Genomic DNA, 21,282 nt, shown 5'->3' on the forward strand with positions numbered 1-21,282 from the left:
TATATAATACAGACTTACCTACACCACCCATTCATGAAGAAATTACTAGTACTACTGTTACTGCTGCAAGGCTTTATTCTGCAAGCCCAGCAACTCCGGGCACCTTCCTATCCCTTAATTACCCATGACCCCTACTTCAGCATCTGGTCATCTACGGATACCTTGCATGCTTCTCCTACCAGGCACTGGACTGGCACCAGCCATTCGCTTACTGGCTTTGCCAGAGTAGATGGAGTCGTATACCGGTTCTTAGGCAAAGAAGAAAAACTGTATCAAACCGTACTGGCAGCGGCAGACGAAGAAAATTACCCGGCTAAATATACAGAAACAGAACCGGCAGAAGGATGGATGAATGCAGGCTTTAATGACAGTGAGTGGAAAACCGGAACGGCTCCTTTCGGTGACAACAAATCTCTGGCTAAAACTGAATGGCTTACTAAAAACATCTGGATGCGCCGGACCTTTACCCTAAATGACCTGAACTTTAATAAACTATTCCTCAAACTTAACCACGATGATAATGTAGAAGTGTACCTGAATGGAGAAAAGATCTACAACCATGTGGGCTGGCTGAACAAATACCAGTATTATCCGATTACAGAAGAGGTAGAAAAGAAGCTAAAAAAAGGAGAGAATATACTGGCTATACATGTGGCCAATACGGCTGGCGGCCAGTGGCTGGATGCAGGTATTGTGCACGAACCAGTAGAAAAGCCAGATAATACTATGGCTACAGCCATTCAGAAAAGTGTAGAACTCAATGCCACCCAAACCATTTACCAGTTCACCTGCGGAAAAGTCGACCTGACACTTACCTTTACTTCTCCTTTGTTGATGAGTGATCTGAACCTGCTTTCGAGGCCAGTGTCCTATATTACAACCCAGGTAAAATCCAGTGATGGCGCTACCCATGAAGTGGATTTAAATTTTGGTGCTTCTACGGATATTGCTGTAAATACTTCTGCCCAGGTGGTGACTGCCCAGCAAACTGCCACAGAAGCCTTAGCGATACTCAAAGCCGGAACCAAAGACCAACCTGTACTGCAAAAAAAAGGCGATGATATGCGGATAGATTGGGGCTATATGTATGTGGCAGTTCCTAAATCAGCCAATGCCAGCCAGACTGTTTTAACCGCAGAACAAGCCGCCAAGCCATTTGCTACAATAAATCAGTCTGCTGCTCAGGAAGGAAAGCATTTCACCTTAAGTACAACTATTCCACTTGGCAAAGTGGGTAGTACGGCGAAAGAACAGTTTATCCTGCTTGGGTATGATGATCTATTTTCTGTGCAATATTTCGGACAAAACCTGAAACCCTGGTGGAATCAGGACGGTTCGCAAACCATCGAAAAAGAGTTAGCCAAAGCAGCAACGGATTATAAAAAAGTAATAACGCAATGTGAAGCCTTCAATAAGCGCATGTATCAGGAAGCAGTGGCCGCAGGAGGGGAGAAGTATGCCAAACTATGTGTGCTGGGCTATCGCCAGAGTATCGCTGCCCATAAGCTGGTAAAAAGTCCGCAGGGTGATCTATTGTTTATGTCCAAAGAAAATTATAGCAATGGTTCTATCAATACCGTAGACATAACATATCCATCTGCTCCTTTATTTTTAGCTTATAATCCCGATCTGTTGAAAGGAATGATGAATGGTATTTTTTACTACAGCGAAAGCGGCAAATGGACCAAACCTTTTGCTGCGCATGATCTGGGTACCTATCCGCAGGCCAACGGACAAACCTATGGAGAAGATATGCCAGTGGAAGAATCCGGTAATATGCTCATTCTCATGGCGGCAATTGCTAAAGTAGAAGGGAATGCCAGTTATGCCAAACCACACTGGAAAACGCTCACTACCTGGGCTGAATACCTAAGTAAAGAAGGCTTTGATCCGGCAAACCAGTTGTGTACCGATGATTTTGCCGGACATCTGGCCCGTAATGCCAACCTTTCAGTAAAAGCCATTGTGGGATTGGGAAGCTATGCCATGCTGGCTGGCATGTTAGGGGAAAAAGCAACGGCGGAAAAATACAAAGCCAGTGCCGCAGAAATGGCCAGAAAGTGGATGCAGATGGCCGACGATGGCGATCATTATGCTCTAACTTTTGATAAAAAAGGCACCTGGAGCCAGAAATACAACCTGGTCTGGGACAAACTGCTGGGCTTAAACCTGTTTCCGAAATCCGTGTATGAGAAGGAAGTAAAGTATTATCTCACCAAACAAAACGAATACGGCCTTCCCTTAGACAGCCGGAAATCCTATACCAAATCCGACTGGATACTCTGGACTTCAACACTGGCGTCCAACAAGAAAGACTTTGAGGCATTTGTAGACCCGGTTTATAAATTCGCTGTGCAAACGACTTCCAGGGTACCCATCAGCGATTGGCACGAAACCACCGATGGCAAGCAAGTAGGCTTTCAGGCCAGAAGTGTGGTAGGAGGCTATTTTATTAAAGTGCTGGAAAAAAAAATGGCAAAATAACGTCAGATAATAACGCTAGACCTAAAAGAATAGGTAATAAATAATTCATAAAGTAGCAGATAAAAAGCTGATAATGATATCAAATTATATCTCTGTCAAATTCAGTATATTATTCTATTTTTTGATTACGCTTATTCCAACGGTGTATGGTCAAGAATATACTAAAACATTTTTCAAAGGCGATAGTGTGTATGTATATCCTTATTCATTTCCATTAGTAAAACCATGGGATTATGATCGAACCAATGAACATTTGCTGTTTCCTGACTCGCTTCCAAGTGGTAAATGGATACAATATTTTGAAGATACTACCTCGATAGCAGGTATCGGAAATTATGTAAACAGCGTAAAAGATGGAGAATTTTTATTTTTTGAACCAGACGGAAAGCTTTCCTACTCTCATAAATATGAAAGAGGTAAAATGCTTATATATGCTTACTTCTATGAAAATGAAAATAAAAAAACGGAAATCACTTTTAATAATTCTAAAATTTCTGAGATAAGGGAGTGGTATGACAATGGTAAGCTCAAAGCTGATACTAAAAAAGATAAACAACTTTTTTGGTATGAGAATGGTCAAATGCAATTAGAGAAAAACTATAACAGTAACTTGTTAGATGGCCTTGTGATGAGTTGGTATGAAGATGGGCAACTCCAGTATAAAGGGTATTGGAGAAATAATGTGCCTGAAGATAAATGTCTTTTTGCCAGACATACTAAAAAAATGAAATACCGGAACTTTAACAGCTTACCAAAAAAACTTAAAAGGCAAATAAAGTACAATATTTATTCTTTATGATGGTGTTGAAAGATTTTATGGTTTCTGAAACATAGTTTCTAAAATAATGAAGAAACAAAAACTTATCAGAAAAGTATTATGGCTGCTTTTAGTGGGTATTATAGCCTGTTCGCCTAAATCTCATACAGGCACTCAGGGGATTAGTAAAAACACGTTTACCAATCCCTTATTGCCGGGTGGGCCTGATCCCTGGGCTTTGTATCAGGATGGATATTATTATTATACCCATACCCTGATCGATAATATTGGATTGTGGCGCACCAAGGACATTACCGATCTGAAAAATGCCGAGTATAAAACCATCTGGAAACCAACCGATCCTGCCAATTCAAAAGACCTATGGGCACCTGAAATCCACTACATCGCAGGTAAATGGTATATTTATTATGCAGCCGATGACGGCAATACCGATAATCACCAGCTGTATGTGCTGGAAAATGCTTCAAAAAATCCGTTTGATGGAGCATTTACGATGAAAGGAAGAATTCAGACGGATGCTGGCAATAATTGGGCGATTGATGGGTCTGTCTTTGCACACAAGGGAGACTATTATATGGTATGGTCGGGCTGGCAAACCCGCCGGGTGAGTACGGAAACGCAATGTATCTATATAGCCAGAATGGCAAATCCCTGGACCTTAAGTTCTGAACGGGTGATACTTTCAAAGCCAGAGTTTGATTGGGAACGCAACTGGCAAAACCCAAACGGATGGACACCAAGTTATACCATTTATGTGAACGAAGGTCCGCAGCCGCTGAAAAATAATACCGGCGATAAAGTATTTATTATTTATTCTGCCAGTGGCTGCTGGACACCCCATTATGCTTTGGGCATGCTTACCGCCAGTGCAAACAGTAACCTGCTCGATGCCACCTCCTGGACTAAATCTAAACAACCTGTTTTTAAACAATCTCCTGAAAATAGTGTATTTGGGACCGGGCATAATAGTTTTTTCAGATCTCCGGATGGAACCGAAGACTGGATACTGTACCATGCCAACGACAAACCAGAAAATCCCTGCGGACCAACCCGTTCGCCAAGAGCGCAGAAAATTCAATGGCAATCCAATGGAATGCCCGATTTTGGACTCGCTCTTTCAACAAGTACACCTATTCAAAAACCATCCGGAACAAAGTAATAGTTTCTACCAATTCCACTTGTGCTGGATGAGATAGATATACAACATTCCCTAATTATTTATAAAATGATTTTACCTGCATGATTCAATACAGATACAGCCAATTCTTCCTTCTTATATCTTTTATTTATTCAACAGCCTGTGCACCGGTCAAACAGGAGAATACAAGTTCGACAAAAGATGAACGCCCGAACATTCTTCTGATTATGGCAGATGATCTGGGCTATTCTGACCTGGGTTGTTATGGAGGCGAAATTGAGACACCCAATCTTGATTTTCTGGCGGCCAATGGGCTTAGATTCACTAATTTTTATAACACCTCCCGCTGTTGTCCGACCAGGGCGGCTTTGCTCACAGGCTTATATAATCATCAGGCAGGCATCGGCGAAATGACCACTGATAGAAAACTGCCCGGATACCGTGGTTATTTAACTGAAAATACAGTCACATTGGCTGAAGTATTAAAAGACAGTGGCTACCTGACTGCGATGGCCGGTAAATGGCATGTATCCAACACCATCGAACAGCCCACCAAAGAAGCACAATTGCGCTGGCTCAACCACCAGGAAACACACCCTTACTTTTCCCCGGTAGCGCAGTATCCCACCAGCCGTGGTTTTGATAAATACTATGGCAATATATGGGGCGTAGTGAATTTTTTTGATCCTTTCAGCCTGGTGAATGGAACGACACCAGTCACTTCAGTGCCGGATAATTATTACCATACCGATGCCCTCAATGATACCACGGTTAGCTATATTCGGGAATTCAGCAAAGCAGACAAACCTTTCTTTATTTATCTGGCGCATACAGCTCCTCACTGGCCGCTGCAAGCCTTACCGGAGGATATAATAAAATATGAAAATACCTATAAAGCAGGGTGGGATGCGATCCGGGAAGCCCGGTATAAAAAAATGATTGAGCACGGATTGATCGATTCTTCAAAAACAAAATTGTCTCCCAGATTAAACGCTTCTAAAAGCTGGAAAACCAATCCGGATACTATTTGGGATACCAGGGCGATGGCCGTACATGCGGCGATGATAGACCGGATGGACCAGGGAATTGGCCGGGTGATTAATGCCTTGCGGGAAACAGGTGAACTGGATAATACCATGATCTTATTTCTTTCAGACAATGGGGCAAGCCCGGAAGTGTGCGCGGCCTATGGTCCCGGCTTTGACCGGCCAGGTGCCACCAGAAAAGGGCAAACAATTAGCTATCCCTTGAAAAAGGAAGCCTTACCAGGACCAGAAACGGTGTTTGCGTCTATCGGTCCAGACTGGGCGAATGTTGCTAACACGCCCTTTCAATATGCAAAAGCTGAATCCTACGAGGGAGGAATCACTACACCCATGATCGCATTCTGGCCAAAAGGAATACTGGCAGAAAAAGGAAGTGTGAGTAAGCATGTCGGGCATGTAATGGATTTTATGGCTACGTTTGTGGAACTGGCAAAAGCCAGCTATCCTGCTCAATACAAAGGGAATACAATTACTCCCATGCAAGGAAAAAGCTTGTTGCCAGCCTTTCAGGAAAAAGCAGATGCAGAACAGTCCCAGTTGTATAATGAACACTTTAATGCCCGCTATGTAAGAGATGGCCAGTGGAAATTAGTATCTACCTCAAAAGATACCACCTGGCATTTGTATAACATCACACAAGATCAATCAGAATTGAATGACTTATCGGCAACCTATCTTCAGGAAGTAAACCGGTTAGCCAGGCAATGGAAAAGCTGGGCAGATACCCACCAGGTTTATCCCAAAAAACAATAACACCGGCCAGCCAGAATAGTATTCTGCGACAAATGGTTACGCTACTGACTAACCTCCTCCGTATGCAAAGCCGCCCAGATTTTATCTTTCAAAGGAAGTATTCCCATGCCGGTAACGGAAGAGATTAGCGTATAGGGAACATCAGGAGGCAGTTGTTTGATAACCGTTTTTTGTTCCTTCTCTGTTAGCAAATCACATTTGGAAACAGCGAGCAGCCGTTTTTTATCTAACAGTTCCGGGTTGTATTTTTTTAGCTCGTTCAGTAAAATATCATATTCCTGGCGGAGGTTTTCGCTGGTAGCCGCTACTATAAACAGCAGAATAGAATTTCGCTCAATATGGCGCAGAAAACGGATGCCTAAACCTTTGCCTTCTGCGGCTCCTTCGATAATACCTGGAATATCGGCCATTACAAAGGAATAATCGTCGCGGTAGGAAACCACCCCCAGATTTGGGACCAGCGTAGTAAACGGATAGTCAGCAATTTCAGGCTTAGCCGCCGAAACCACCGAGAGCAGTGTAGATTTTCCGGCATTGGGGAAACCCACCAGACCTACATCCGCCAGTATTTTCAGTTCCAGCACGATCCATTCTTCCAGTCCTGGTTCGCCCGGCTGGGCGGCTCTGGGTGCCTGATTGGTGGAAGTTTTGTAATGAACATTTCCCTGGCCACCTCTGCCCCCTGGTAGTAAAATAACTTCCTGCCCTTCTTCTGTAATCTCCAGTAAAAACTCCTCCGAATCGGCGAGTTTGGCTACCGTACCAATGGGTACTTCCAGCACCACATCTTCCCCCTGGGCCCCGGTTCTACGGCCACCTTCACCAGGTGCACCAGCCTCAGCCGCTACATGTTTGCGGTATTTGAGGTGGAGCAGTGTCCATAGCTGGGAATTGCCGCGCAAAATAATGTGTCCGCCACGGCCACCGTCGCCTCCATCCGGCCCACCTTTGGGTACGTGTTTTTCCCGCCTGAAATGGATGGAACCTCTGCCACCTGCGCCTGAGCGACACATGATTTTTACATAATCTATAAAGTTGGATGAAGCCACAATTTGGTTGTTGGTTAATGGTTATGAGTTGTTGGTTATTGGCAAACTTAATTAGTTTGTTTGGGTAATGTATGTCAATAAAAAAGACTATAAAAGGTTTTTACGCTTTTATAGTCCGTGTGTGTACAAAAATTGCGTGTTTAAGTGGCTGTTATGCAAGTATCTTTGGCGCCTTTTCAGAGGGTTTGTATTTGCTGTGAGTTTACAGTTTTTCTATCTGTTCTTTACGCAAACCTGTTGTTTCGGCAATCATTTCTATAGGTACACCCTTTTCTTTCAGTTTTTTTGCTATTTCCAGTTCCCTTTTGCTGGCACCTTCTTTCAATCCTTTTTTTATTCCCAATTCCATGCCCTTTCTTTTTCCCTCTTCTGAGGCGCTTTTAAGTACACTATAATTGTCACGGTATACTTTCAGGCTTTCTTCGTATGCATTCATTTCTTCTTGAGTTAAGTTAACAATCTCTGCTTGTTTGAATAACTTTTCAAATATTTGCTCCCGTAATTTTGCCGGTATTTTCTTCAGGCGTTGCAGGTTCTTTAATACATACATCCATTTATCGAAATGGGTTTCCAGTTCGGCTTCGTTTTTCCTGAACCTAGGCATTTCCAGATAGATAAACGAAAGTTTGTCATAAAAGACTTCAAACGTATGCGTATCTATCAACTGTATCTCCCGGATGTACCTTTCCTGCATACTCTTATCCGGAAAAGTGAAATTAAGTATACCAATGGTATATACTGTTTTTAATGCATAATCCCAGTCTTTACCTTTTTCGACTTGTTCCTGGATGGGGAAGGTAGCATAAAAAATACTCCGGTCCTTGAAAAAATCCTGCCGCACATTCTGCACTTCGATGATAAACCGTTCGCCTCTTTCATTTTCGCAATACACATCAAAAATAGCTTTCCGGTCCCTTTCAAGTTTGCCCTGATTTTCAGGGTTGAGGTAGGTTAAGTCCCGGATTTGCTCTTTACCGGACAGAACCTGGTTGAGAAAATCAATGAGCAGATCTTTATTGAACTCTGTTCCGAAGAGTTTTTTAAAGCCAAAATCGGTAAAAGGATTGATGTATTTTTCGCGGATAGCCATTCCTGCTACGCTTTTGCTCCCCTGGCTACGTCAATTTGCTCACAGGTTTTAGCAAAAATATCATCTATCGAACCAATGCCATTGATCTTAGCCAGTTTGCCTTGTTTTTCATAATAAGGCAATACATGGACAGTCTTGTCGAAGTATTCTTCAATGCGGCGGTTCACTTTGCTTTCTTCATCATCCGGACGGTGTTCGGCATCCCGGCGTATTTTCAGGCGCTGGCGTACTTCTTCTTCTGTAACCGCCAGTTGCACTACGGCATGGATGCTGGTATTATTTTCTTCCATAAATTTATCCAGCGCTTCTGCCTGGGCCACTGTGCGTGGATAGCCATCAAAGATGAACCCATTGGCCTGTTTATTCTCATTCAATACTCCTTTTAACATGTCAATAGTAATAGAATCGGGCACCAGAATACCATTATTATTGTATTCAATTACTTTTTTACCCAGATCTGTTTCTTTTTTAATGTGAGCTCTGAACAGATCGCCTGTAGAAATGTGTACCAGTTGGTATTTGTCTATCAGTTTCTGGCTCTGCGTGCCTTTTCCCGCCCCCGGAGGACCAAAGATTACAATATTAAGCATGTATAAATGAGGTGATAAAAATGAAACAGATGCTAAATTAAATAATTATTCTCTATTTATGGTAATGGTTTGACTACAGGTTCTTCCTTCTCTTTCAATACATACAAATCCTGCAGGTTTCTGCCCAGCCCGTCATAGTCTAATCCGAAGCCGACAACAAAGGCATTTGGAATTTCAAATCCCACATAATGGAGTTCAACGGATGTCCGGAGGGCTTGTGGTTTAAAGAGCAAAGTAGCTACCTGTACTGAACGGGGATTCTGGCTTTTCATACTGGCTACAATCCCTTCCATCGTTAATCCGGAGTCTACAATATCTTCTACAATAATTACATCCCGGCCGGAAATATCTTCATTCAGGCCCAATAACTCCGTGATTTTCCCAGTGCTCTGTAAGGCCTGATAAGAGGCAACTTTAATAAAAGTGATTTCACAGGGAATGGAAATATGCTGTAACAGATGAGCCGCAAACATAAATGCCCCATTCAGAATCGCTACAAACAGGGGACAGCGGCCTTCGTACTGCTGACTGATCTGGCTGGCAAGCGCCTGGATTCTGCCTGTTAAATCCTGGTGGGAAATATATACTTCAAACTCCTTATCTTTCAGTTGTACCATTCTTGACTGTGGGCTTACCAGGTGATTAAAACTTCAAATATAGTAAACCGCTGAAGTTAGAAAAAGAAAAATGCGTAAAAGGGTGAAATCGGAAATTTTCTTGTGTCCTGGTGGATACATCCGGGAAGTCTTTTACACAATATTTACAGGGAATTTATCCCTCCGGTTTAATCTTGTCTGCGTACCTTTGCGCCTGAATGGGCAGGTGACCACCAACACCTGTGATACTATGGAACTGAACACTATGATTTTAGAAGAGAGAATAAATGCCTTTATTGCCTTAGGAAAAAAACTAGCCGAACTACCAGCAGAACAAAAACAAGCTTGGGCTTCACAGGCCCGGTCCGGAAACAACTGGTTTACAGAGGAAAGTGTGGAAATGGCCATTAGGGGGATAATCGACTATTTGCAGGAAGATGCGCTGAGAAAATGGCTGGCAGACTATTCATTTGGGGATATTCAAAAGCGGGTAGGTGTAGTGATGGCAGGTAACATACCGGCAGTAGGCTTCCACGATTTTATGAGTGTTTTACTCTCCGGTCATATCTTGTATGCCAAATTAAGTTCGCAGGATGAAATACTGCCCAAAAAAATTGCTGCCCTTCTTCTGGACATAGAACCCGGATTTGCTTCTCAACTCCAGTTTATGGAGCGGCTCAATAAAGCGCAAGCCATTATTGCTACGGGAAGTGATAATTCGGCCAGGTATTTTAAATATTACTTTGGCAAAGTTCCGAATATTATCCGCCAGAACCGTACTTCCTGCGCCGTGCTTAGCGGAGAAGAGAATACTCAGGATTTTGTAAAGCTTGGCGAAGATATTTTCCACTATTTCGGACTGGGATGCCGGAATGTATCTAAATTGTATGTGCCCCAGGATTATGATTTTACTCCTTTACTGGATGCCCTGGCACCCTTCAAAAACGTAATGAACCACAATAAGTACGTAAACAATTACGATTATAATAAATCGATACTGCTGGTGAACCAGGTTCCTCATTACGATAATGGATTTCTGCTGCTGACCGAAAATACTTCCCTGGTATCACCGGTTTCGGTGGTGTATTATGAGTATTATACCAATGCCCAGGACCTTGCTTTTCAACTCGAATTACACCGCAGTAAAATACAATGTGTAGTAACCGGCAATGAAAATATCCCAGGAAGTATTCCATTCGGACAGGCACAGCATCCACAGGTATGGGACTATGCAGATGGGGTAGATACGATGCAGTTTTTGCAGTCACTCTCATAGATTTGCAAAGCGCATGATTTCAATTCGTTCAGGCTGGCTTTCAGAAATCAATTGTATATTGTAGCTTTAGTGAGCCATCAGATTATCCTGTAAATCACTCACTCATGCTAAGTCTATGAAACGCATCCTCATTGTGTTGGTTAGCATGCTGCTCCTAAAAGCCGCACCTCTGCCGGCACAAAACAATGCTTTGCTGGATAGCGCCAATGCCCGGATTGAACAGGCAGAAAAGTTGAAATTTACTAATCCCGAACAGGCACTTCAACTGGGGCAAACTGCCCTGGCCCTTGCAAAAACCAACACATTTACCTTTCAGGAAGGAAAAGCCTATCAGATCATCTCACGGGTGTATGCCATTCAGGGTAATTGTCCGGGTTCAGCCATATGTCGTATTTTTCAAAATCATTCAAAGAACAGTTTGGCGTACTTCCTTCTGAGTATGCCAGGCAATCAAATTAAATTCTGATACTTTTCTTTATTGGCTAATGCTAAATAACATTATTGATAATCAGTATGTTATGCCCGATGTTACATCAGTGCTATACTTTGGGAGATCTGTGTTACCGCTAAAAAATAGGCTGCCTTACCTTTGTTGCATCAGAAAGGTAAACGCCGAAAGACCTGAAAAGAGTAGGCAATCAGCATACCCATTTTACACCATACCAATGTACAGTTTTAAGAGAGCGGCTATTTGTTTTTTTAGTTGCGCAGTTGCATTCTCCTTTTCTGCTTGCGAGAAGGAGGCCTTGACAGACCTGGATTTAATGCCCGCCAGTTCTAAAACTATAAATCAGAGAGGTGAGATAGGAGGATATATTCCTAATCCGGGAGGAGAAAACCTGCCTCAGCCCACCATTGTAAAACAGATCTATATTCCAAAAAATCCGGCAAATGCAGGATTTAAAACCCTGGCCTGGAAAATCACCTGGCCAACGTATCCGGCAGGGGCAGATGAGGATCAGATTCCTACCGTATTTTCTACCGATGATGGGGCTTTGAACAGTTTCAACTATTTAAATAGTGTTGATTCCACAGAAACCTATAAAATGCATTTTTCTTTGTATTTCGATAACAGAGTGCTAGTGAGTAATGATACAGACCTGTGGGCACCACTCACTTATCTTGACTTTTATAGTGTTGGCAGCAGCGATATCGATAATACAGCTCTCAAAAAAATAAATACATCTCCGGCAATCGTAGAAGACTGGGTAAAAAACAACCCGGGCATTCTGGCAAGTGAGATGGGGAATGATGCCAATTCAGATTATGAATACGATGATTGGGAACCCTACCAGGCAGGAGATATTTATATATATCAAATTTATAAACATGATGAAGACAAACCTTTTAAGTATGGAGTAATCCGGATTGTATCTATGAGTCCGAGAGTGATTGAAGTGTACCTGGCAGTTCCCAATATCAATGATTTTTCAATAACCACACCTTCTCCCTTTGGCCCGGGCAATTAGATAATAGCGTAACAAGTCTTACTGCTCAACTAATATTTACGTTTTCACATCCTTCAATTTCAGGCCGTACTGCCTGAAGCAGGCATACTATGGTCAATAATTTTCCAACTATCACTTTATCCCTTATTCACCCTATTATTTTCTAACACAATGCAAAAGATTAACTTCTGTTTAGCAGCACTTATTTGTGCATCATTTCTCTTACCTATGTGTTCAACTCAGCTGTATGCCCAGGATTATCAGGGCAATACAACACCGGCATGGCTGAAAAATGGTGGTAACTTGTATGTGGCACCCACGGTAAAAGTAGGCATCGGCACCTCCACCCCGGCACGTAACCTGGATATCTATAGCAACACCGCCAGCACCTATCTGCGGGTAGGTTCTACGGGAGGTACCCAAATGGGAAGCCAGAAGGCTGGTATTGAACTAAGAAGAGCTCTTGCCAATGGTACCAATACCACCTGGTCCCTTACCAATGAAGGCGAATTTAAAATCAATAACAATGGTATTGGGATTTTTGAACTTCACCCAGGCTGGGCCCGGTTTGGATCTGTGAACATTCCCACCCAACTGAGCATTCAGGGTGCTAATGTCGAAAAAATAAATACGACCACTGACATCTATCAAGGCGGATTATGGCTTTCCTCCAAAGTAGGCTCTACCAACCATACGCTGGTTATGGATGGGAATCAGATTGAAAGCGCAACAGCTTTGTATCTAAATAATATCAAGCCCAGCGACATTCTACTGGCCAATGGGGGCGGCAAAGTAAAAATAAATACCACCGATAGCGAATCGCGGCTCAATATTGCCTCTACTACAGATATGCAGTTAAAACTGATCAATTCCGGAAGCGGGGGAGGAGCCTGGAGGATCGGCGTAGCCAACAGCAGCTGGAGTGCCGGAGCAGGTAAACTGGTTTTCTCCAAAACAGCTAATTCAGCCGATGCTACCATGGTGATTACGCCGGCCGGCAATGTAGGTATCGGCTTAACTACGCCTTCCAAAACACTTCATGTGAACGGAACGATTTCTACCAAAATCCTCGAAATCACCGGTGGTGCCGACCTGGCTGAACATTTTGATATCACCGCCACAGAAACCTTGCTTCCTGGCACCGTAGTAAGCATAGACCCCGAAAAACCAGGACAATTACGCATCGCTTCACAGGCCTATGACAAAACGGTAGCCGGTATTGTTAGCGGCGCAGGCGATGTGCAGCCAGGCATGCTGATGGGCCAGGTAGGTACACTTGCCAATGGACAACATCCGGTAGCGCTTACTGGCCGGGTATATTGCCTGGTAGATGCGGGTTATGGTGCCATTCGCCCGGGAGATCTGCTTACAACTTCCTCTACCACCGGACATGCCATGAAAGTAGCTGATCCGCAGCAGGCACAAGGAGCCATTATCGGCAAAGCCATGACTTCCCTAGAAACAGGTAAGGGACTGGTATTGGTATTAGTAAGCCTGCAATAATTCCTGGTTCTTTTAAATACCTATTAATTATGAAAAAACTCAGAATACTTATTCTATTGGGAATAGTTTGCCTGGCAGCTATTCCCACGATGGCCCAGAAGCTGGTTCCCTACACCTTCCGGTTTGAACACCAGGCAGATACCCTGAAAGAACTGGAGTTAAAGGTGCTTACCCAGGTAACATACGCCAGTACAGCTTCGCTCCGCTTGTATTTTAAAGGCACCCAGCTGGGCGATAATAGTTACCTGCTGCTGGAAGGGACGGATGGGGCCAAACAGGAACTTCGCAAACAAGACCTGGAAAACTGGCAGTATAGTTCGGCTTACTTCAATGGCAATGCCGTGAAGGTATCTTTAATTGAAACGGCTGGGGAGAAAAACAGGGTGCATATCAGCGAAATCAAGGTGAGCAAAGAGCAGACAGATCCTGATCAGGCAGACCAGAAAAATACCGCCAGGATTTCTTCGGAAACGTTTCAGGCAGCTACACAAGCGGCTCCTGCCTCAACCTCTTACCCGTATGCTGCCGCAGTAGGCCGCTTTACCAACGGAATCAAATCTTTTGGAACCGGCTGGATTGCGCCTAATGGAGCCATTATTACATCGTATGATATTTATTGGGGTTATGTGTCGAAGAGTTATGATATAATTGAATTTAACGTACCTCCATCGAATGGAACCACTGTTATGCACCCAGGGCCGGAAGATCAATATCCTATGGTGAAACACACCAATAAATATTCTAATATAAGTCCCAGTTTTAAAGGCACTTCCGGTGATGACAATTTTATTGGCGGCTTTGCAGTCTTAGAAGCTTTGCCTAACAGTACCGGGTTGAGGCCGGGAGAACGGCAGAAGCAGTATTTCCGGATCGCCACTAATCCCGGCAGTTTTGTTACTTCATCAGACGGTATTCCGGTCGATATTTTTCAGTATGGAATGCCTTTAAGAGTCAGCGGTTCTGGTCAGATCTCGGCATTACAACTGGAGGCAACCACTTTACTTCCACAAAGTACGCACCTGAAAAGTTATACGGGCGTAACGCAGTATGACCGGGAATGGTTTGTACTCTATCAAGCACCGGATATTCAGGAAATTAGTGTTGATGAAGTTATTGGCAGTGATGCCGGAGGTCCCATCACCTACCAAAGTTCTAATGTTGCCATTGGCATACATAACAAGAATGTTCCGGAATTTCCTGCTTATGGCATAGGATTTAGCATGAGCGCTTTCCGCAATAACCTGAATGACTTCTTTTCCGCTAACTCAGTGTATGTGGATGGTGAGGGTTTATACGATCCGGAGGATGCCACCGGAGAAATTCATAAGCCTTATCCTACTCTCTACCAGGCAGCCAACGAAGTATCGGATGGAACACAACTATATATTGCCAAAGGTACCTATTATGCGCCGCTTACCATCAACCGGCCAATGACGTTGCGGGCACCGGTGGGTAAGGTAATTCTGGGGGCACCTAATCCTAATGCCCGCACTGCCGCTGGCCCTTCTATCCCAAAGGAGTTATTGATGGAGTCTGCAGGTTTTGATGACCTGGAAGAAGAACTGGCGTCAGTGAACAGCTTTGTTTCGTATCCCAACCCTTTCCAGGATCAAACCACTATAGAGTATCATCTTCCGGATAAAAGCCATGTGTCGGTAAGGGTGTTCAATAGTACTGGTGCAGAAATGGCCATACTCACTAACGGGGTGAAAGAAGCTGGTATACATACCATAGAATGGAACGGAAAAGATATTCAGGGAAGAGAAGTGCCGGCAGGAATGTATATACTTCAACTTATCAAAGGAGGCAAAATCTCTGTGTATAAACTCATAAAAAAATAAGGTGTATGTGTAGATCGAATAGCGGCCGGTTTCAAACCTGCCGCTATTTTTATGAATGTATCCAGGCTAAGGTATATTCGCTGTGTTGTTGGTTTCTATCACCAGCTTTACAAATTGTGCTACAGAACTTTCCATCACATCAAGCAGCAAGCCAGGAAATAAACCAAATACAATTCCTAAAACAGCCAGTGAAACCATCATCAGTTTTTCTCTGGCGCTCAGGTCAGTGAGTTGTATTTGCCAGGCTGATCCGCCCGATACCCAGAATGTACCGAAGAACATCCCTTGCAGGGTCCACAGGAAGTAAGCAGCACCCAGAATTAACCCGCCCATCGACAGAATAGCCATCCATTTGGGTAGATATGCTGAACCAAAAGCCCCTGTCAAGGCGAATAATTCTCCAATAAAACCTGAGAATCCAGGCAATCCCAGAGAAGCAAAAAAAGCGACTATTACTACCGATGTATACACCGGCATTTTTCCCGCAAGCCCCCGGTAGTTTTCTATTTGTTTATCATGCGTCCGGTCGTAGAGTACACCCACAATCAGGAATAATAATGCCGACAATACGCCATGACTAAATAGCTGGAAAACGGCACCACTTACACCTTCTGCCGTAACAGAAGCCAGCCCAATCAGCACAAACCCCATGTGCGACACGGAAGAATAAGCGATCATGCGTTTCATGTCATGGGCGGCCAGGGCATTACAGGCACCATAAATAATAGAGATCACGCCTAGCAAACCCACCAGCCAGGCGTAATGTAGTCCGCCTTCTGGGAAAATAGAGTAAGCAATACGCAGAAATCCGTAGGCTCCGATTTTTAATAGAATGCCAGCCAGAATTACAGAAATAGGCGTAGGTGCTTCTACGTGTGCATCGGGCAGCCAGGTGTGCAGCGGAACTACCGGTAATTTTACAGCAAAACCTATAAATACGAGTAAAAAGGCAAGTAACCTGGCAGGAATTCCAAAAATACTTGTGGTTGAAGCCGGATGGAGAAACGAACCAGGAATGTAGTTTTTTACATTCATCATAGCCAGCATATCGAAAGTATGCACCAGTTTACTGCTTTCTACCGTTCCGGCAGCTACTCTTTGCTGAACCTGTGTAATGGCGTTATTACCTGATAAACCTGATTCCATAGCAGTTGCCGAAGGATCAATTACAGAAATGTAGAGGCCGATCATCACAATCAGTATGAATACAGAGCCCACCAGGGTATAGATAAAAAACTTGATCGCCGCATATTCCCGCCTTTCACCTCCCCAGATACCGATCAGAAAATACATCGGCAGCAGCATAAACTCAAAGAACAGGTAAAACAGGAACATATCCAGGGCTACAAAACAGCCTACAATGGTACTGCTCAACAGCAAATACAACGCAAAATACCCTTTTGCCTTTTTCTCAACCGACCAGGAAGAAATCGCCCCAATCACCAGCACTATTGCGGAGAGCAACACAAGCGGTATACTCAGGCCATCAACACCCACAAAATAATCAATGGAGAGTTTGCCGGCACTACCCATATTCAGAGTGATCCAGTTACTGCGTTCCACAAACTGAAAGGTAGATTCATCATGTACACCAGTTTGGGTGGCATCTGCCTGTATGTACATAAGTCCGGCCAGAGCTAATTGCAGCAGGTTGACAAACAGGGTAATGGTTTTAAAAAGCAGCGTTTTATTTTCCGGGATGAAGAGAATTAACACTGAAGCAATCAGCGGAATAAAAACCAGCAGCGAAAGTAGGTATTGCGTCATGCGCAAAGATTAGGGTTCAAACGTAAAGAGATTCAAATGCAGGTGAATGAAAACCTGTTTTTTACAAAATTATCCAGAACACCAATATAAGCAACCCTGCTAAGGCGAATATAAAATAATGTTGTATTTTCCCGGTCTGGGCAGATTTTGTGAACAGCCCCAGATAACCAGCCATTCTGGAGATGAGGTTTACAGTGCCATCTACAAAGATGCGGTCTACCCAGGCAATGATATGCGCCAGCACAACGGTTATGATACCGGTATAATCCACCAGTTTATCAATCACTTTGGCATCTGTTTGCTGTGCAGAGTACACTACTTGCCGGCCTGGATTAATAAATATTTTCCGGTATATAATGCTCAGATACCAGTTATGCAAGGAGATATTTTTCAGTGCCTGCGGAACCTTGAAACGGTTGTTTCCGGTCAGAAAATAAGCGGTTGCTAGTCCACCAGTGGAAAGTACGATGGACATAATTACGGCAAAACTATGCCAGGAAGAAGCAGATTCAGGTGTTGTATGTAGTCTGCTTAATAGCCAGCCGCCCGATGCATTGAAAGGATTGAAGGAGAAAAACACAAATAGCGATAAAACGGCCAGTGTTCCCATAGGCATTTTCATTACCGCTGGTACATCCCGAACGTCATGCTGTGAGTGTTTGACAATTGGAAGATAGTGTGGCAAACGGAAAGCGCCCAGGAAAACCAGAATCAGCTGCCTGCCAATGTAAAGTGCTGTTAAAAATGCAGTAATGAATCCGATATCAGGAATCAGGTACCACAGAAAATGATTCCGGGAATCTGCCCAGTTGAGGGCACCCAGCAAAATGGCATCTTTCGACAAAAAGCCGGAGAATAAAGGCAGGCCAGCCAGTGATAAACCAGCCAGCAGGTAACAAATAAATGTAACAGGCATTTGTTTCCGTAATCCGCCCATTAGCCGCATATCCTGTGTGTCGAAATGCATATGGCTATTGTGTTCCAGCTGGTGTAAGGAATGAATTACTGCCCCGGCAGAAAGAAACAGGCAGGCTTTAAAAAAAGCATGGGTAAGCAAATGCAGAAAAGCCGCCTGATACGCACCTACGCCTATCCCCATTACCATATAGCCTAATTGCGAAATAGTAGAAAAAGCCAGTAAACGTTTAATATCCGTCTGGAAAAGAGCGGCTACCGCTCCCATAAAAGCGGTAATAGTACCAGTAATGGCAATCACCGTAAGCACTTCTGCATTAAAAAGAGGGAACATCCGTACCAGCAGAAATACACCGGCTGCCACCATCGTTGCTGCATGAATGAGTGCCGAAACCGGGGTTGGTCCGGCCATAGCGCCTGGCAACCAGATTTGTAAGGGAAATTGTGCTGATTTTGCTACACAACCACTAAACAAACCTAATCCGGCAATGGTGAGCCAGAGTGGATCTATGGATGCTGGACTGGTTATAAGTGTTTGAATATCCAATGTTCCGAACTGTACAAGCAAAATAATAATAGCCAGCAGAAATCCGGTGTCACCCACCCGGTTCACCAGAAAGGCGTTCCTGGCAGCTCTGGCAGCTTGTGGTTTCTCCAGCCAGAATCCAATCAGCAAATAGGAGGAGAATCCCACCAGTTCCCAGGCCACATACATTACCAGCAGATTGCCAGCCAGCACAATTCCCAGCATGGCCGCCATAAACAATGAGAGGTAAGCAAAATACTGTGCATATCGTATGTCGCCTTTCATATAAGCCGTAGAATATACCTGCACCAGCAGCGAAATAAAACTTACCACTAGCAGCATACAGGCAGCCCATTTATCTATAAGTATATCGGCTGTAAATGTATACCTGCCTACATGAAACCAGCTATATTGAAAAGTATATATAGAATCTGGCCAGGATTGCAGGAAAAGGAATGTGCTCAGCAGAAAACAAATGCCGGTACTGATAATAGTTAGGATAGCGCTCCCGGATGGATATTTTTTGCCTGCAAACAACAGTAAACCACTTACCAGTAAGGGTAAACATACTAATAGTAAAGCGCTTATAACCATCACATCATCAGGCATGAAAATAGTAATTACTCAACATGAAGAGGTTTACAAGTATTAATTTGGGCATTACAGATCATAAAACAGCTCTATTCCTCTTTTAACTCGCTCACCTCATCCAGATGAATGGTTTGATAATACTGGTATACTCTCAGCACAATTGCCAGCGCCACAGCCGCTTCGCAGGCAGCCACCACAATCACAAACAAAGCAAATAACTGTCCTTGCAACCGCTGGGGGTCATACTGGCTGAAGGCAACCAGATTGATATTGGCCGCATTCAGAATCAACTCAATACCCATTAGCACTACAATTGCATTGCGTTTGGTGATAATAATTACAATGCCTATGCAAAATAATAAGGCACCGATAAATAAATAATATTCTGGTGGTATCATAGTAAATCCAGGGCCTGAAAATAGTAAAATCCTGCATTGATTTCCTAATAATTCTTACCGGCAAAGCGTATCTTTCCCTTTTTAAGGCTTTTTGCAACATCTTTACTGCTAAGATTGTTGTTATTATTAACAGTATTGCAACCATATGTCCGTAAACCAGTCCATACTATCCGCTAAAAAATCTGCTTTGTTTGAGGCCCTTTTTCAGACAGCCCAGGTGCAGCAGGTTCCGCTTGCTTTCTGGCGATTGCCCAAAAGTGAAGAAATTCATTGTATTGCCGACCTGAGTGGATCAACAACCAGAAAAATAGATCTGGAAGAACTGCCGGCCGGTTTTGCTTTTAGCCCGTTTATCAATCCGGATGGACAGCAAACCTTATTTATCAAAGCCGATATTCATTATACGATTCAGGATAACCAGCTCTCTCAGTCTGTGCTGCCAGGGCAGGATACACTATTTAATAAACAACAGGCTTTTCAGGAAGAATTGCAACTCAAACTTGAACAATTACATCAAGCGGTTCCGGGAAGGGCAGGGGAGATTGCAGTGATGGCTGCGGAAAGTTCACCGGAAGACCGGGATTATTTCACAGATATAGTAGCCAGAGGCAGAAGGGCCATTGCCAAAGGAAATTTTCAGAAAGTAGTATTGTCGCGTACCAGAACCGTTCAATTGCTCGAAAATTATAATCCGGCCGATACATTTTACCGCTTATGCCAGTTTTATCCGCAGGCCTTTGTGTCATGGGTGTATATACCTGGCATTGGCATGTGGATGGGTGCTTCGCCGGAAATTCTGATCAGTATTGATAAGCAGCAGTTTTTCCGGACGGTTTCTCTGGCAGGTACGCAGCCCTACCGCGCACAAATCCCGGTGAGCCGGGCAGTATGGACACAAAAAGAGATTGAAGAACAAGCATTGGTTTGCCGCTATATTGTGAACTGTTTTAAAAAAATCCGTTTGCGGGAATATGAGGAGATTGGACCAAAAACAGTGATTGCCGGAAACCTGATGCATTTGCGGACTGATTTTATCGTAGATATGCAGGCTACTAATTTTCCGCAACTGGGTACAGTGATGCTCGAACTGCTGCACCCGACCTCTGCCGTTTGTGGCATGCCCAAAGAGCCAGCTCTTGAATTCATCCGCACCCATGAGCGGCATCAGCGGCAGTTTTACAGCGGCTATCTAGGGCCAGTAAATATAAACCAGGAAACCCATTTGTTTGTGAACTTACGCTGTATGCAAATCCAGTCTGGAAAAGCGATTCTATATGCAGGTGCTGGTATTACTTCTGATTCCAACCCCGAACGGGAATGGGCGGAAACTGAATTTAAATGCCAGACTTTGCTGAAAGTACTGGAGAAAGCAGTATAACGCATATTAAATTAAGAGTCCTCTGAGTCATGGACTTAAGCCTGGAAAATTGCAAAAAAATCAATTCTTTTTGCTAATCCAGAAATTTTGCGATAATTTATTCACTTTTTAACGC

At 43.7% G+C, this 21,282-nt stretch carries 17 protein-coding genes; 10 read left to right on the plus strand and 7 right to left on the minus strand.

The window, feature by feature from the left end; genetic code table 11:
• Window positions 1-33: 33 nt before the first annotated feature.
• The 4 genes from GXP67_RS26885 (at window position 34) to GXP67_RS26900 (ending at window position 6,199) form a co-directional block, all read left to right on the plus strand.
• Window positions 34-2,484, plus strand: a complete 2,451-nt coding sequence (locus GXP67_RS26885; protein ID WP_162445986.1) for a glutaminase family protein — start codon at window positions 34-36, stop codon at window positions 2,482-2,484.
• 121 nt (window positions 2,485-2,605) lie between these two features.
• On the plus strand, window positions 2,606-3,283 hold the full coding sequence (locus tag GXP67_RS26890) for a toxin-antitoxin system YwqK family antitoxin (RefSeq protein WP_162445987.1): 678 nt from the start codon (window positions 2,606-2,608) through the stop codon (window positions 3,281-3,283).
• 46 nt (window positions 3,284-3,329) lie between these two features.
• The gene (locus GXP67_RS26895) at window positions 3,330-4,421 is read left to right on the plus strand and encodes a glycoside hydrolase family 43 protein (RefSeq protein WP_162445988.1); all 1,092 of its coding nucleotides are present in this window, start codon (window positions 3,330-3,332) and stop codon (window positions 4,419-4,421) included.
• Between the two features lie 80 nt (window positions 4,422-4,501).
• The gene (locus tag GXP67_RS26900) at window positions 4,502-6,199 is read left to right on the plus strand and encodes an arylsulfatase (RefSeq protein WP_162445989.1); all 1,698 of its coding nucleotides are present in this window, start codon (window positions 4,502-4,504) and stop codon (window positions 6,197-6,199) included.
• A 41-nt stretch (window positions 6,200-6,240) separates the two neighbouring features.
• On the opposite strand, the gene obgE is transcribed toward GXP67_RS26900, so the two are convergent.
• From obgE to hpt, 4 genes are all read right to left on the minus strand, one after another.
• On the minus strand, window positions 6,241-7,248 hold the full coding sequence (gene obgE, locus GXP67_RS26905; protein WP_162445990.1) for a GTPase ObgE: 1,008 nt from the start codon (window positions 7,246-7,248) through the stop codon (window positions 6,241-6,243).
• A gap of 202 nt (window positions 7,249-7,450) precedes the next feature.
• Window positions 7,451-8,338 carry an Rpn family recombination-promoting nuclease/putative transposase gene (locus GXP67_RS26910; protein WP_162445991.1) on the minus strand — a complete coding sequence of 296 codons (888 nt, stop codon included), beginning with the start codon at window positions 8,336-8,338 and terminating at the stop codon, window positions 7,451-7,453.
• Window positions 8,339-8,343: 5 nt separating this feature from the next.
• Window positions 8,344-8,928, minus strand: coding sequence for an adenylate kinase (locus tag GXP67_RS26915; protein WP_162445992.1), 585 nt, complete (start codon window positions 8,926-8,928; stop codon window positions 8,344-8,346).
• A gap of 56 nt (window positions 8,929-8,984) precedes the next feature.
• The gene (gene hpt, locus GXP67_RS26920; protein ID WP_162445993.1) at window positions 8,985-9,545 is read right to left on the minus strand and encodes a hypoxanthine phosphoribosyltransferase; all 561 of its coding nucleotides are present in this window, start codon (window positions 9,543-9,545) and stop codon (window positions 8,985-8,987) included.
• A gap of 229 nt (window positions 9,546-9,774) precedes the next feature.
• Between hpt and GXP67_RS26925 the strand changes: the two genes are divergently transcribed.
• The 5 genes from GXP67_RS26925 to GXP67_RS26945 all read left to right on the plus strand — a co-directional run bounded on the left by GXP67_RS26925 (window position 9,775) and on the right by GXP67_RS26945 (window position 15,592).
• Window positions 9,775-10,800 carry an aldehyde dehydrogenase family protein gene (locus tag GXP67_RS26925; protein ID WP_232064625.1) on the plus strand — a complete coding sequence of 342 codons (1,026 nt, stop codon included), beginning with the start codon at window positions 9,775-9,777 and terminating at the stop codon, window positions 10,798-10,800.
• Window positions 10,801-10,915: 115 nt separating this feature from the next.
• A complete protein-coding gene (locus GXP67_RS37535; protein WP_232064626.1) occupies window positions 10,916-11,266 on the plus strand; it encodes a hypothetical protein in 351 nt (116 codons plus the stop codon).
• A 199-nt stretch (window positions 11,267-11,465) separates the two neighbouring features.
• The gene (locus GXP67_RS26935; protein WP_162445995.1) at window positions 11,466-12,269 is read left to right on the plus strand and encodes a hypothetical protein; all 804 of its coding nucleotides are present in this window, start codon (window positions 11,466-11,468) and stop codon (window positions 12,267-12,269) included.
• Between the two features lie 207 nt (window positions 12,270-12,476).
• Window positions 12,477-13,751 carry a hypothetical protein gene (locus GXP67_RS26940; RefSeq protein WP_197901569.1) on the plus strand — a complete coding sequence of 425 codons (1,275 nt, stop codon included), beginning with the start codon at window positions 12,477-12,479 and terminating at the stop codon, window positions 13,749-13,751.
• 29 nt (window positions 13,752-13,780) lie between these two features.
• Complete coding sequence (locus tag GXP67_RS26945) at window positions 13,781-15,592, plus strand: T9SS type A sorting domain-containing protein (protein WP_162445996.1); 1,812 nt, start codon at window positions 13,781-13,783, stop codon at window positions 15,590-15,592.
• A 66-nt stretch (window positions 15,593-15,658) separates the two neighbouring features.
• Here GXP67_RS26945 and GXP67_RS26950 read toward each other — a convergent pair whose 3' ends face one another.
• From GXP67_RS26950 to nuoK, 3 genes are all read right to left on the minus strand, one after another.
• A complete protein-coding gene (locus GXP67_RS26950; RefSeq protein WP_162445997.1) occupies window positions 15,659-17,359 on the minus strand; it encodes a complex I subunit 4 family protein in 1,701 nt (566 codons plus the stop codon).
• Between the two features lie 61 nt (window positions 17,360-17,420).
• Complete coding sequence (gene nuoL, locus GXP67_RS26955) at window positions 17,421-19,409, minus strand: NADH-quinone oxidoreductase subunit L (RefSeq protein ID WP_162445998.1); 1,989 nt, start codon at window positions 19,407-19,409, stop codon at window positions 17,421-17,423.
• 71 nt (window positions 19,410-19,480) lie between these two features.
• The gene (gene nuoK / locus GXP67_RS26960) at window positions 19,481-19,789 is read right to left on the minus strand and encodes an NADH-quinone oxidoreductase subunit NuoK (RefSeq protein WP_162445999.1); all 309 of its coding nucleotides are present in this window, start codon (window positions 19,787-19,789) and stop codon (window positions 19,481-19,483) included.
• Window positions 19,790-19,934: 145 nt separating this feature from the next.
• Between nuoK and GXP67_RS26965 the strand changes: the two genes are divergently transcribed.
• Window positions 19,935-21,167 carry a chorismate-binding protein gene (locus GXP67_RS26965; RefSeq protein WP_162446000.1) on the plus strand — a complete coding sequence of 411 codons (1,233 nt, stop codon included), beginning with the start codon at window positions 19,935-19,937 and terminating at the stop codon, window positions 21,165-21,167.
• Window positions 21,168-21,282: the final 115 nt, after the last annotated feature.

The organism is Rhodocytophaga rosea (assembly GCF_010119975.1).
Lineage (GTDB): Bacteria > Bacteroidota > Bacteroidia > Cytophagales > 172606-1 > Rhodocytophaga > Rhodocytophaga rosea.